Source organism: Pedobacter chinensis (assembly GCF_003339865.1).
Taxonomy (GTDB): domain Bacteria; phylum Bacteroidota; class Bacteroidia; order Sphingobacteriales; family Sphingobacteriaceae; genus Pedobacter; species Pedobacter chinensis.
In genome coordinates, this window is the sequence record NZ_QPKV01000006.1 from 387,503 (window position 1) to 400,018 (window position 12,516).

14 protein-coding genes are annotated in these 12,516 nt (G+C 35.0%); 5 read left to right on the plus strand and 9 right to left on the minus strand.

Annotated features, from left to right (window positions below):
- Nucleotides 1-69: 69 nt before the first annotated feature.
- The 7 genes from aroA to DU508_RS15960 all read right to left on the minus strand — a co-directional run bounded on the left by aroA (nucleotide 70) and on the right by DU508_RS15960 (nucleotide 7,011).
- The gene (aroA, locus tag DU508_RS15930; RefSeq protein ID WP_115403924.1) at nucleotides 70-1,359 is read right to left on the minus strand and encodes a 3-phosphoshikimate 1-carboxyvinyltransferase; all 1,290 of its coding nucleotides are present in this window, start codon (nucleotides 1,357-1,359) and stop codon (nucleotides 70-72) included.
- A 269-nt stretch (nucleotides 1,360-1,628) separates the two neighbouring features.
- Complete coding sequence (locus tag DU508_RS15935) at nucleotides 1,629-2,768, minus strand: chorismate mutase (protein WP_115403794.1); 1,140 nt, start codon at nucleotides 2,766-2,768, stop codon at nucleotides 1,629-1,631.
- 165 nt (nucleotides 2,769-2,933) lie between these two features.
- Nucleotides 2,934-3,767 (minus strand): prephenate dehydratase, encoded by an 834-nt coding sequence (locus DU508_RS15940; protein WP_115403795.1) that lies wholly within the window; start codon nucleotides 3,765-3,767, stop codon nucleotides 2,934-2,936.
- A 411-nt stretch (nucleotides 3,768-4,178) separates the two neighbouring features.
- Complete coding sequence (locus DU508_RS15945; RefSeq protein WP_115403796.1) at nucleotides 4,179-4,580, minus strand: endonuclease domain-containing protein; 402 nt, start codon at nucleotides 4,578-4,580, stop codon at nucleotides 4,179-4,181.
- 193 nt (nucleotides 4,581-4,773) lie between these two features.
- Entirely contained in the window at nucleotides 4,774-5,745 is a 972-nt protein-coding gene (locus DU508_RS15950) for a sterol desaturase family protein (RefSeq protein ID WP_115403797.1), read from the minus strand.
- 1 nt (nucleotide 5,746) lies between these two features.
- Entirely contained in the window at nucleotides 5,747-6,805 is a 1,059-nt protein-coding gene (gene aroB / locus DU508_RS15955; RefSeq protein WP_115403798.1) for a 3-dehydroquinate synthase, read from the minus strand.
- On the minus strand, nucleotides 6,805-7,011 hold the full coding sequence (locus DU508_RS15960) for an RNA-binding S4 domain-containing protein (protein ID WP_115403799.1): 207 nt from the start codon (nucleotides 7,009-7,011) through the stop codon (nucleotides 6,805-6,807). Before DU508_RS15960 ends, aroB begins: the two co-directional genes overlap by 1 nt.
- 95 nt (nucleotides 7,012-7,106) lie before the next feature.
- On the opposite strand from DU508_RS15960, the gene DU508_RS15965 reads away from it, so the two are divergent.
- Nucleotides 7,107-8,291 carry a proline dehydrogenase family protein gene (locus DU508_RS15965; RefSeq protein ID WP_115403800.1) on the plus strand — a complete coding sequence of 395 codons (1,185 nt, stop codon included), beginning with the start codon at nucleotides 7,107-7,109 and terminating at the stop codon, nucleotides 8,289-8,291.
- 263 nt (nucleotides 8,292-8,554) lie between these two features.
- Here the strand turns inward: DU508_RS15965 and DU508_RS15970 are convergent, their stop codons facing one another.
- Nucleotides 8,555-8,875, minus strand: coding sequence for a DUF962 domain-containing protein (locus tag DU508_RS15970; RefSeq protein ID WP_115403801.1), 321 nt, complete (start codon nucleotides 8,873-8,875; stop codon nucleotides 8,555-8,557).
- 8 nt (nucleotides 8,876-8,883) lie between these two features.
- On the minus strand, nucleotides 8,884-9,519 hold the full coding sequence (locus DU508_RS15975; protein WP_115403802.1) for an HAD family hydrolase: 636 nt from the start codon (nucleotides 9,517-9,519) through the stop codon (nucleotides 8,884-8,886).
- A 233-nt stretch (nucleotides 9,520-9,752) separates the two neighbouring features.
- On the opposite strand from DU508_RS15975, the gene DU508_RS15980 reads away from it, so the two are divergent.
- From DU508_RS15980 to DU508_RS15995, 4 genes are all read left to right on the plus strand, one after another.
- Nucleotides 9,753-9,992: a cold shock domain-containing protein gene (locus DU508_RS15980; RefSeq protein ID WP_115403803.1), complete on the plus strand. Its 240-nt coding sequence runs from the start codon at nucleotides 9,753-9,755 to the stop codon at nucleotides 9,990-9,992.
- Between the two features lie 648 nt (nucleotides 9,993-10,640).
- A complete protein-coding gene (locus DU508_RS15985; RefSeq protein WP_115403804.1) occupies nucleotides 10,641-10,826 on the plus strand; it encodes a cold-shock protein in 186 nt (61 codons plus the stop codon).
- 9 nt (nucleotides 10,827-10,835) lie between these two features.
- The gene (locus tag DU508_RS15990) at nucleotides 10,836-11,033 is read left to right on the plus strand and encodes a cold-shock protein (RefSeq protein WP_115403805.1); all 198 of its coding nucleotides are present in this window, start codon (nucleotides 10,836-10,838) and stop codon (nucleotides 11,031-11,033) included.
- A 492-nt stretch (nucleotides 11,034-11,525) separates the two neighbouring features.
- On the plus strand, nucleotides 11,526-12,302 hold the full coding sequence (locus tag DU508_RS15995; RefSeq protein WP_115403806.1) for an AraC family transcriptional regulator: 777 nt from the start codon (nucleotides 11,526-11,528) through the stop codon (nucleotides 12,300-12,302).
- The last annotated feature ends 214 nt before the right edge of the window (nucleotides 12,303-12,516 follow it).

Genomic DNA, 12,516 nt, shown 5'->3' on the forward strand with positions numbered 1-12,516 from the left:
CAACCGGTATCTAAATCTAATTAGATTTTACATTTTGTTTTTTGAGTTTCACGTTTAGTGCTTCAATTCTCATATCTCCTTTACTTCAAATCCTGCTTTTTTCAAATCTTCCCAAAAATAAGGATAAGATTTTTCAACTACCTGCATTTCTTCAATTTCTACTTCATTGATTAATAATGCAAGTGGGGCAAAAGCCATGGCCATACGATGATCCTCGTAAGTGGCAATGGTGATTTTTTCAGGGAAATGAAGTTTATCGGTATTTAAAGTATAAATCAAATTATCTTCAGTTAAAGTAACACCGATTTTTGCGAGCTCATTTTGTAAAGCCTTGATTCGGTCAGTTTCTTTTATTTTTAAAGTTTCCAAACCCGTGAACGACATGTTTTTACCTAATACAGCTGCAATAACCACAATGGTTTGTGCCAAATCAGGGCAGGTTTTTAAATCTAAAACCCGGTTGGTTTCTAATAATAAGCCTAAATTGCTGATTGAAATTCCTGTTTCACTTTTGCTGGTTGCAATTCCGAAAATCTTCATGATTTTCTGGATTTGACTATCTCCTTGCAGGCTTTTTTCTTTCAGGGCCGGTAAGCTGATTTCGGCCTCACCTGCTAAAGCTGCAATGCTATACCAATAAGATGCTGCGCTCCAATCCGGCTCGACAACTAATGTTCCTGCCTTAAATGCTTGTGGCTTAATCGAAATTGAATTTCCATTCCAGGAATGTTCAATGCCAACTTCTGCCAGCATATCCAAAGTCATATCTACATACGGCTTAGAAGTTAGCTCGCCTTCAATTTCCAAAGTTAAGCCTTGTGGCAGGATAGGTGCAATCATCAGTAATGCTGAAATGTATTGACTACTCACATCGCCTTTGATTTTAACCTGAGCAGCTTTTTGATTCAACGGGCCGATAATATTTAATGGCGGGAAACCATTTGTTTCTGTATAAGTGATATCTGCACCAATGGTTTTTAAAGCCTCAGCCAAAATCCCAATCGGGCGTTGTTTCATACGTTCGGTTCCGGTTAATAGAAAGTTTCCGTTTTTAGCAGAAAGATAGGCAGAAAGAAAACGCATGGCCGTTCCCGCAGGACCAACATCAACAAGTTTTGAGTTTTGAGTTTTGAGTTTTGAGTTTTCTCCCAACTCATTGCTCTCAACTCCCAACTTGTTAAGGATCCCATCAAGTGTAACAGTATCGGCGGCATTTGATAAGTTTTCTACTTTAACCAGTTTATTGCTTAAAGCGCTGATAATTAATGCCCTGTTGCATTCGCTTTTTGAGCCTGTTAATTGAATTTCCGTATTAATATTCCTGGTTCCTTTAAAAGAAACTAAGGCATTTTTTGACATTTTATTCTGTTTTTTATGCTTAATGAGTTGTTTAAAAGCTGTCATGTTGAGTCCGTCGAAACTAGATTCTTCCACATTTTGGGTTCAGTGCAGACTGAGCTCAGAATGACAGCATGTAAAATACAACACCATTTCTTCTATAAATCATTATTGCGAGGCATAAAGAATTTTCATGTTTAACACATTAAGATTGCTTTGTTCCTCGCAATGATGTGGCGTTTAGGCCTTGCTTTTCGCTTTAGTCTTTGTGCTTTAAGCTTTTCGCTCAACTACGCTTTAACTTCGTTATGTTGTTCGGCGGCAATTCCTTTCTCAGCCTTACCAGCATTCATAATTTCAGTTTGTTTACGGATAGATTCGCCGTGCATTAATTCTAAGAATTTCTCCGTAAAGTTCAAGTCTAACTTTAGAGCTTTTGCAAATGCATGACCTTTTTTAATAATGGCATCCCAGCGGTTAACCTGTAAAATAGTTACCTGATTATCACGTTTGAACTCGCCGATTTTTTCAACGATAGCCATACGCTCGCCTAATTTTTGCAATAAGATATCATCAATTTTATCAATTGATTTACGTAAATCGGCTAGTTTATCTGCAAAAGCTTCGTTTGGTGCTTCAGGCTCACGAACCGTTAAGCGGTCAACCAATTCTGCCAAAGCAGCTGGTGTAACTTGTTGTTTAGCATCTGTCCATGCAACAGAAGGATCAACATGAGATTCGATCATTAAACCCTGCATATCTAAATCCAAAGCTTTTTGAGAGATATAAGGAATTAACTCGCGGTTACCACAAATGTGACTTGGATCGTTAATGATTGGCAATTCAGGGCATAAAGTTTTTAGTTGGATAGCAAGTTCCCACATCGGTTCGTTGCGGAAAGAGCTTTTCTCAAAAGAAGAAAAACCACGGTGGATAGCACCAATCTTAGTAATTCCTGCACCGTTGATCCGCTCGATTGCACCAATCCATAATTGTAAATCAGGATTTACAGGGTTTTTAATTAAAACAGGAACATCATGTCCTTTCAAAGCATCAGCAATTTCCTGTACCGTGAATGGGTTTACAGTAGAACGTGCGCCAATCCAAAGGATATCAACACCTGCGGCCAAAGCCTCTTCAACATGTTTCGCATTTGCAACCTCAACAGCTATTGGTAAACCAGTTTCTGCTTTAGCACGTTTTAACCACTCTAAACCAATGCTTCCGATACCCTCAAATTCTCCCGGGCGGGTACGTGGCTTCCAGATACCAGCTCTTAAAACTGATATCTTACCAGTTGCAGCTAGTAAATGTGCTGTGGTTAATAATTGTTCTTCGGTTTCTGCACTGCAGGGGCCGGAAATTAACAATGGTTCGTTGTTTGTGTTTAACCAGGTGTTTAAAGGTTGAATGTTTAAATTAAGTTTCATGATTATGGGGTTTAAAAGTCTGGCGTCCGCAGTCGGAAGTCAGAAGATATATTTTGATAAATTAAATTGTTATAAGTTATTGTTTATGCTGTAACGTTAATACTTGGGTTGTCAACCTTGTTTTTGCTTATTCATCTTCCGTCATCTGACTTCGGACCTCTGACATTACACTTTATCATTCTTTTGATACTCGCCTAAGATGTTAAAATTTGAAGTGTATTTTAATGCTTTTCTTACGGCTTTATCATACTTTTCTGTGCTGGGCCATTCTAAATCGACATAAAAATAATATTCGTTTCTTTTCCCTAACACCGGCATTGATTGTATTTTTGTTAAGCTTACTTCCTGCTCGGCAAAGATGTTTAATACCGTTGCCAACGAGCCTGCTTTGTGACCAACCTGAAAACAGATCGAGGCTTTATTGATTTTCTTACCTTCATCTGTTTTGTCTTTTTTAAGAATAAGAAAACGGGTATAGTTTTTTTTGTTGGATTCTACGCGGCGCTCTAAAATGTTTAAACCATAAAGATCTGCAGCTAAGTTGTTTGCAATGGCCATAGTATCTGTTAGCTTTTCTTCCTGAATACGCTTGGCACAAGCAGCAGTATCATTGCTTTCCACGATTTTAATGTGCGGATAATCATAAAAGAAATCGATACATTGACGGATCGCAATGGGGTGGGAGGTTACGATTTTGATATCCTCAAATTTTACACCCGGTAGGGCCATTAAATGTAGCTGAATAGGTAAGTAAACTTCTCCAACTACCGAGAAACCATAATCGCGAATTAAAGTATAGTTTGGCAATAAGCTACCGGCGATTGAGTTTTCGATAGCCATTACCACAAAATCAGCCTCATTTTTCTCCAGTTTATCGCAGGTTTCTTTAAATGAATTACATTCTACAGTTTCGATGTTTTTACCAAAGAATTTGTAGGCCGCTTCTTCATGAAAGGATGCTTTGATACCTTGAATTGCTACTCGTTTTGTCGTTTCCATTTTTGTGTAAAACAAAAAAGTCCCGGCTGTTTGCCGGGACTTTTTATACATTTAATATTGTTATATATTTTTTTGCATATTAGCCCCGGCTCTTACTAAAAAAGTAAAAGTAACCAAAGTAATATGTGTTGAATAATTTCATTTTCGTTTTTGAATGAGCCAAATGTAATAACAAAATTTAATTTGTCAATAAGAAATTGAAAATAATTTTAATAAAATTTAATTTTCCTTGATTTAGACCGTTTTGAAGATAGGTATGAAACAGGGGTTTTGATAGTTTTAAAGGCGTGTGTCTAGTTTGTCTTGCAGCTGGTAAAATTAGATGGTGGTGCACTTTGACAGCGTTAAGATATTATCCAACTCTTTTTGCATTTTGCCGGTATGCACCCAGTTTCCCCCGCTGGCGGGGGATTAAAGGGGGTGGCTCTTTTCAAATTCTTCAATATAAAAACAAATGGAACGATTTACATTTTCCAAATCTGTCAGAACTTCCTCATCACTAAAACGAATTATAGTAAAACCAATTTCAGAAAGTATTTTTTCTCTTAAAATATCTTTTTCAGCTACTGTTTCCCATTGATGTGTTAAACCGTCAATTTCAATAATTAACATTAGGTCTTTACACATGAAATCGGCAATAAAATTTAGTATAGGTCTTTGTCTTCGAAATGAATAACCCATCATTTGTTTGCTGCTTAAAAGAAATTTCCAGATACAGGCCTCGGCTTTGGTCATGTTCTTTCTGTTTGTATTTGCAAATGCTGTTAAATTGCTATTATAGTGCCAAAGGTTTTCTTTCTTAGCTTTTTCCATGATTCTAAAATAAAAAATATTTACAATAATCCTCCCCCTTGCCCCCTCGAAGAGGGGGATAACACAGTGCAAAAAAAATCCCTCAAATTTTCTTTATAAATAAAAAACGGCCTGTAAGTACAGACCGAAATTTATGATTTTGCCACTTGCCCCCATGTCCCACGATTTAAATCGTGGGACATGGGTAATGTGCCTATCCCGTTGAGCTTAATTCTCTTTGTTGCTCGTTGAAGTCTTTAACGTTGTTGTTATCTTTATCTTTACGCTGATTTTCCAACGCTTCTGCCTCACGCAATTCTTGTTGCATTATTTTAGCAATTTTAGTGCTGCCATCGTGGCTCCATCCCGGCGGGTTAAAGATATATTTTACTTTATCCATAAAAGTTGGTGCTTTTTTAACATCAGCAGTTAAAGCGATAAACTCATGGAAAATGATATTTACAGGACCGGTATCTTTTGGTTGAGTGGTTAAGCCGTATTTGATTTCATCTTCAGGTAGTTCTTCCTGAAAAGTACCGAACCATCTATCCCAAAGGATTAATACCATCCCCATATTTTTATCCAGATAACGTACGTTACTGGCATGATGAACACGGTGGTGTGATGGTGTCACGAAAACATATTCATACCATTTTGGGAACTTGATTTTGTATTGGGTGTGAACCAGGTTTCCATAAATCTGCGTTACCAGGTAAGCAAAAAGAATGTCCATTGCTGTGAAACCCATAAATGCCAGTGGCAAATAGAAGAACACACGGTAAAGTGGTTCAAAAACAGTAGAACGGAAACCAGTGGTTAAATTGAAATGCTCTGATGAGTGGTGAGTGACGTGCATTGCCCAGAAAAAGCGCACATAATGACCAACGGTATGCAAAAACCAATACAGGAAATCCTGAACTAAAATCAACACAATCCAATAAATCCAAACGTTTTGAATTTGGAATAAACGGAACTGGTAACAATAATCCAGTAAAAAGAAAGTAGCCGTTTTCATGCCTAAATTAATCACTACAGCTGCAGTCATTAAATAGATATTTGTCCAGGTATCTCTTTTTGTATATAATTTTTTATCGTGTTGATAGCTGAAATACATCTCCACGATGGTTAGTACGATTACAAAACCGAATAGCGCACCAACAGAAATATCGCCGCTTGAAAAATTCATCTTATAAACTATTATAATACTCCAAACTGCTTAAAATATCGGCAGTACTTACACGGCAGTTAAACGTGCATTTGCCTGTTGTTTCTAATAAAGAGAATAAAATGTTGCCATCCTCATTCTTTTTATCACTTTGCATCAATTCCAAAAGCGTATCGAAACTTTCTTTTTTAATGTGATATTTAGGATATAACGCTAAAATATAATCGCTGATATCTTTTAATTCCTCCCTGGTAAGAGCGCTGTTCTTGATAGAAAGAGCAGCTTCACATACAAAACCAATAGCAATAGCTTCACCATGAGTAAGTGGGTTTTCATCATTTGCGAGTGAATAACCTTCTACTGCGTGACCAATAGTATGACCAAAATTTAAAATCTTACGCAGATTTTTTTCATGAGGGTCAATCGTTACTACCTCATTTTTAATTTCTACTGAACGGTAAATATCTTCAGCCGATGGCATTAAATAGTCAGTCGTTTTTAATTTTTCGTAATAAGCTTTATCGTAAATCAATCCATGTTTGATCATTTCGGCAAAGCCAGATAAAAGCTCTCGTTGAGGTAGGGTTTTTAAAAATTCAGTTTCAATAAAAACCATTTGAGGCAAGGTAAAAGTGCCCACCATGTTTTTCACGTTATCGATATCTATGCCAGTTTTACCGCCAACTGAGGCATCGACCTGTGAAAGCAGGGTAGTTGGAACATTTATGAAATCTATTCCCCGTTTATATGTAGATGCAATAAAACCACCCATATCAGTAATTACCCCACCACCTAAATTGATCATTAAACTTTTGCGGTCCGCCTCAAAATCCAAAAGTGTTTTCCAGATGCCGATACAGAAATCGATGTTTTTGTTTTCTTCACCTGCAGCGGTTTCAATCAAATCAAAATCAGCAAAATCGTCCATTAACGATTGAAAAACAGGTAAACAGATTTCACTGGTATTTTCATCAGCAAGTACAAATACCTTGCTGTATTTATTGCTCTCTAAAAGTGTTTTTAAGGCTTCTAAATTGCTTTCGAAATAAAGCGAATGACCTGCGCTGGTTAAAGTTTCCATTAAATTACTTCGATTTTATCTTGTTCAAAAGTGATGATATCGCCAACTCTAACTTTATAACGTTTTCGAAATTCTACCTCTCCGTTGCATTTTACTAAGCCATCCACTACAGCAGCCTGGGCATCGCCACCTGTACCAACCAAGCCAATGGCTTTTAAAAGTTGGATTAATGGAATAAACTCGCCTTCTAATTTGAATTGTATCATTTTGCTGCAAAAATACGATTATTTAGTTGTTTTTAATTTCTACAATCAATGCTTTTTATAATTTTGCATCCATCTGACTTATTAAATATCAAATAATGGATTTATCCCCCAACAAACAACCGAATTTCGATAATACAGAAGTAGCCTTTCGTCAAAAAACCAATGCAGAATTGAAAAAAGCTTATTGGCTTTTTAAAATGATTGGCAGTAACTTCCTTACAAAGGTTGGCCCGCCCATAACTAATTTTTTTTTAAACATCGGGTTGCCCATTCAAGGCGCTATAAAAGCAACCATTTTTCAGCAATTTTGTGGTGGTGAAACCATTGCCGAATGCGATAAAGCCATTGCTCAACTGGCAAAAGGAGGCGTTGGGACCATTTTAGATTATTCTGTTGAAGGTGAGGAAGAAGAAAAAGTTTTCGACGAAACTTGTCAGGAAATTATTCGTACCATTCTTCGTGCTGATGGTGATCCAAATATTCCGATCACGGTTTTCAAAATCACGGGTATTGGTCGTTTTGCATTGTTAGAGAAATTAGATGCAAAAAAAGCATTAACCACAGATGAACAAGCTGAATTTAATAAAGTGAAATTGCGCTGTGAAATGATTTGCAGAACCGCTTTTGATAAGGGCGTGCCAATTATGATTGATGCCGAAGAAACCTGGATTCAGGATACTATTGATGAGCTGGCTTTGGATATGATGCGTAAATTCAATCGCGAACGTATTATTGTTTACAATACTTATCAAATGTATCGCCATGATAAACTGGCTGATATGAAAGCAGATCACTTAATTGCTAAAGCAGATGGATTTATTTTAGGAGTGAAAATGGTTCGCGGCGCTTATATGGAGAAAGAACGTAAACGTGCTGTTGAGATGGGATACCCTTCTCCAATTCAGCCAGATAAAGAATCTTCAGATAGAGACTATAACGAATCGCTACGTTATTGCGTTGATCATATTGACGAAATTGCCATTGTTTGTGGAACGCACAATGAAGATAGCAGTCGCCTTTTAACTTATCTTTTAGAGGAGAAAAAAGTGCCTCATAATCATCCTCATGTTTATTTTGCTCAGCTTTTAGGAATGAGTGATAACTTAAGTTTCAATCTGGCAGATTCAAATTACAATGTAACCAAATATGTTCCTTACGGGCCAATTAAAGCAGTAATGCCTTATCTATTTAGAAGAGCCCAGGAAAATACCTCAGTTGCCGGACAAACAGGGCGGGAGTTGGGTTTAATTGAAAGAGAATTAAAGAGAAGAAAACTGTAATTCAATTAACAGTTTTCAGTTAACAGTTGGGGTTTTCAGCTTTGGATTAAGACGTTCAAGGTTGAAAATTTCCAGCCGTTTTTTTAGCGAGACCTCATGTGATTTGTAGCGAAGCGGAAAGGTACGGAGTAAATTTATTTTAAAAGGAGAGTCAGTATTGCAGCTACTTCATGGTCAGCATCTTTTTGCCATTAAGGCCCTGAAATGAATTCAGGGCAATGATTGTTTATAATCAGTGCTTAATTAAGCGTTCAAATTTAAGATTATTTTTTCACCACAAAACTTTGTTTACCAGTCAGTAAATCATAAAAAAGAATAAAATCACTGGCCAGACAATAACCTGGATATTGAAAAGTAGCGGGTTTGTTCTTTTCGAAAAAAAAGTGACCAACCCAGGCGAAGCCATAACCTAAAAGAGGCATGGCAAGAAAAAACCGCCAATCGTGAAATAAAAAACCTGTAAAGAAAGCTAATAAAACTAAACCTGTGCCAATGAAATGTAAAATACGTGAAGTGGTGTTGATGTGTTCTGATAAGTAAAAAGGGTAGAACTCTTTAAGCGATTTAAACTTTTTCTCTGACATAACTAAAATTACAAAATTCCATTTGCTTTCAAAAATGATTCAAGTTGTGCTGGCTTCTCTGTCATGAGCAAGGTATTTAAGCCTACTTTTTTAGCGCCTTCAATATGCTGCGGACTGTCATCAATAAACAATGTTTCGGCTGGATTTAAATTGTTGTCCTTTAATACCTGTTCAAAAATATTAATGTTTGGTTTACGCAATTTCATGTGTTGAGAAAAATAGGCTTTCTCAAAATATTCATCGTAATTATTAAGTTGAAAAGTAGTTTTAAGGTAATTGATTATCCAATCATAATGGATTTCATTATTGTTGCTCAACAAAAAAGTCCGGTATTTTTCTTTAACCCTTAAAAGCAAATCATGGTTTTCTTGTATCGTTCCAATTAATAAACTATTCCAGGCCTCATCAATTTGAGCATCAGTGAGTTCAGTTTTTTTTGCTGCTTTCCTAATTCCTGCTCTAAATTCTGCAGGAGAAATAGCACCAGTTTCAAAATCATCAAATAATTGATTATGACTTTTGTGCGCAAAGAAATTTTCTATATCAGTAATACCTAACTTTTGGAATGAAGCTTGTGCAATTTTGAAATCAATATCGAAAATTACGTTTCCGTAATCAAAAATGATGTTTTTAATCTTGTGCATGAATCTTTAAATTTTATGCAAATATCTTTAAATATTTATGAATACAAATAATAAGTGAGATTAAGCACAAGTTCGATTTTATAGAGTCCTTTTACAAAGCAATGTATTTTCCTATTTGAATAATCAACAATTAAAGGAGCGTTATCTATTTATTTCAGCTACATATCTACTGTATGAAGCACTTTAATTTCTGTTGACTAGTTTTATTTTAATTAACACTCTAAAAAAACATTATGACTGGTGTAATTACAGCTTATAACAAACAAAGAGGTTTCGGATTAATCTCTCAGGAATTGGTAATACAAAGTATTTATTTTGATATATCGGATTGTAAAACTAAAGGTTTATATGTTGGTAGCTCAGTTGAGTTTGATATTGCTATAACAAAAAAGGGACGTGTGGCAAAAAATATTATGGGTGTGGCAAAAGCCAGAATCCAAACAAAAAACCAACCATCCATTTATCTGCTATAAACAGATAATTCTCTTAACGATGATAACACTAATTGCTGTTAGAAATTAACATGTGATCAATTTGATCGTTTAATAAGCCCTGATATGTACTTTCTATGGTAACAGGCAATACCTCATTCCAGATAAAATTGCATTTGTAAAAGATCATCATAGGAGAAAACGAGGTTTTAGAGGTTAATATTGAGAATCTATCAATAAAACCAGTGTATATTGTACTAACCTCAACCCAGTCAGGCTAGCTGAAATAAGGATTAAAAATCATAAAATAATTTTTTAAAGTTAAATAAATTTAAACACTGCGGTTGTATTTGTGTTAAATCATCTCTATGTCATTATTTTTTTTGTAGCTTACCAAAATGGACGATAAAATGAATTTAATTTTGGGGATTATTTTTATACTTAGTGGCTTTACCGTTTTTTGGGTAATTTTTTCAAGCAAGAAAATATAAAATCCATCTCTTTCTCATTTGCCGTTCGAGTAGATGATCATTTCAGTTAAAAGTAAATATTGATTTAAAGGTAAATTTTAAATCAATTATTTAAACGCCCGTAAATATTTATTCATCTATTAAATTCCCATCAAAATCTATTTGGTTCGTTAAACTTTTTTTCTTTTGCTATGTTTATAAAATATAAACTATCTAATTAATGCAAGGAACAGTAAAATTTTATAATGAATCTAAAGGCTTTGGGTTTATCAAATCTGAAAATGGAGAAGAAATCTTTGTGCATGTTACAGGCTTGATTGATAAAATCAATCAGGAGGATCAGGTTGAGTTTGAGGTGGCTCAAGGTAAAAAAGGTTTAAATGCCGTAAATGTTAAATTGATATAGGTTTTTGAAATGCGACTAGGGACTGTAAAATATTACAACAGCGAAAAAGGATTTGGTTTTATAACGCCATCAAATGGTGGGAATGATTTATTTTTTTCAGCTCAGGGATTAATAGATAAAATTGAAACAAAAAATATTGTTCTTTTCGATATCAATGTTTCGAATAGCAGTGTTGAAGCTGTAAAAGTTACAGTACTGAAATCCTGATTAGTATTCCCATTAAGATATTAAAAATGCAAACTGTTATTTAGTTTGCATTTTTTTTGTGATTAACTTCGTGGGTTAAAACTGACGCTTTAACCATTATCTGATTAAAGATTGACATAATTATTTATGTTATACCTTATAAAATTAGCGTGGATTAGCAGAGCAAATAAAGGCGGAATTGTGCAGCATTAGCGTGAAAATGAAGAATTTTGATATATTTAAACAGCAACTGGCATAAACATATTAGCGCATAAAGATGAAATTATAAATAAATCTGCCTGTAAAGCGGCAGTAAAGTTACCTTTGAGCAGTGTAAGTATTGGAGTTACTATAAATGTTAAGTTGGAAAATTAGAGCTTGTAAGTTTTACGTAATTTCTTTTTTGATAAGGAACTCATATTTATATAACAGATTCTTACAAAATTAATAACCTTGATAATAGGATTAACTTTTAATTATGCGAACGGAAAATATACAATAACCTAATTCTATATGATACAACTTGAGGTTATAAAGGGATTTTACAAAAAAGAAAGAGCGCTGCAAGCCACATATCCTCTGCGAATCTTAGTGATTAAGAAGGCACAGGGTTTTCTTCATATGAATTCTGGTGATTATGAATTGCTGGATGGACGTATATTTTTCATCCCTGAAGAAGGTTTGGTCAGGTTGGAAGGAGAAGTGGAATTTGCCTATTGGTTAACTTTCAGTAGTGTGCTCTATGCTGAATTTCTGCTCCAGCATCTCGATCCGTTAGCCAAAAATCTGTTTTTAGCGCTTTCTTACAAAGATTTGGATGAAAATGGCTCGAAAAAAACATATAGCCTGATTGAACAATTGCGAAGAGAAATAGAAACTAAAAGAGATGTACCATTTCTTTCACAATATTTATCACTCTTTTTAGGTTATACCGCAAATTTGGATGGTTATCTTACTGCATTATCACTTGATGAATTACAACAGGTTTTACGTTTCAGAGCGATATTGGAGCAATTTTATAAAAAAGAACGTGCCATACAATTCTACGCAGACGGGATGGGGATAAGTCCGCGAAAGCTCAATATATTTTTAGATAAAGTATTAGGAAAAAGCCTTTCAGTGCTTATTAAGGATAGGATTATGAGAGAGGCAGAAGAATTATTGCTGCATACAGATCATTCAGTTGATGAGATTGCAAAAATTTTAGGTTTCGAACAAACTTCTAATTTTAATTCCTCTTTTAGAAGATATAAAGGAATGTCTGCAACTCAGTTTAGTCACTTAGGATGATTGAAAATTAATGCAGCTGTTAAAGAAATACTGGTCAGTTTGACTTTATTTCTTCTAGTAAACAGGTTTTATGCACCTCACAACATATTTTGCCTTAGCGCTATACGCGTAAAGTGTTGTTAACTGCTCCTACTTTTATCAGCCGCATTAATTTTGCGTCGCTAAATTATAAAATCTGTAATAAAACAAAAAAAATATTCCCCTATGGGTTAGG

Coding starts and splice junctions, on each gene's coding strand:
- aroA (WP_115403924.1), bottom strand. CDS start 1,359: ATGTCAAAAAATGCCTTAGTTTCTTTTAAAGGAACCAGGAATATTAAT.
- DU508_RS15935 (WP_115403794.1), bottom strand. CDS start 2,768: ATGAAACTTAATTTAAACATTCAACCTTTAAACACCTGGTTAAACACA.
- DU508_RS15940 (WP_115403795.1), bottom strand. CDS start 3,767: ATGGAAACGACAAAACGAGTAGCAATTCAAGGTATCAAAGCATCCTTT.
- DU508_RS15945 (WP_115403796.1), bottom strand. CDS start 4,580: ATGGAAAAAGCTAAGAAAGAAAACCTTTGGCACTATAATAGCAATTTA.
- DU508_RS15950 (WP_115403797.1), bottom strand. CDS start 5,745: ATGAATTTTTCAAGCGGCGATATTTCTGTTGGTGCGCTATTCGGTTTT.
- aroB (WP_115403798.1), bottom strand. CDS start 6,805: ATGGAAACTTTAACCAGCGCAGGTCATTCGCTTTATTTCGAAAGCAAT.
- DU508_RS15960 (WP_115403799.1), bottom strand. CDS start 7,011: ATGATACAATTCAAATTAGAAGGCGAGTTTATTCCATTAATCCAACTT.
- DU508_RS15965 (WP_115403800.1), top strand. CDS start 7,107: ATGGATTTATCCCCCAACAAACAACCGAATTTCGATAATACAGAAGTA.
- DU508_RS15970 (WP_115403801.1), bottom strand. CDS start 8,875: ATGTCAGAGAAAAAGTTTAAATCGCTTAAAGAGTTCTACCCTTTTTAC.
- DU508_RS15975 (WP_115403802.1), bottom strand. CDS start 9,519: ATGCACAAGATTAAAAACATCATTTTTGATTACGGAAACGTAATTTTC.
- DU508_RS15980 (WP_115403803.1), top strand. CDS start 9,753: ATGACTGGTGTAATTACAGCTTATAACAAACAAAGAGGTTTCGGATTA.
- DU508_RS15985 (WP_115403804.1), top strand. CDS start 10,641: ATGCAAGGAACAGTAAAATTTTATAATGAATCTAAAGGCTTTGGGTTT.
- DU508_RS15990 (WP_115403805.1), top strand. CDS start 10,836: ATGCGACTAGGGACTGTAAAATATTACAACAGCGAAAAAGGATTTGGT.
- DU508_RS15995 (WP_115403806.1), top strand. CDS start 11,526: ATGATACAACTTGAGGTTATAAAGGGATTTTACAAAAAAGAAAGAGCG.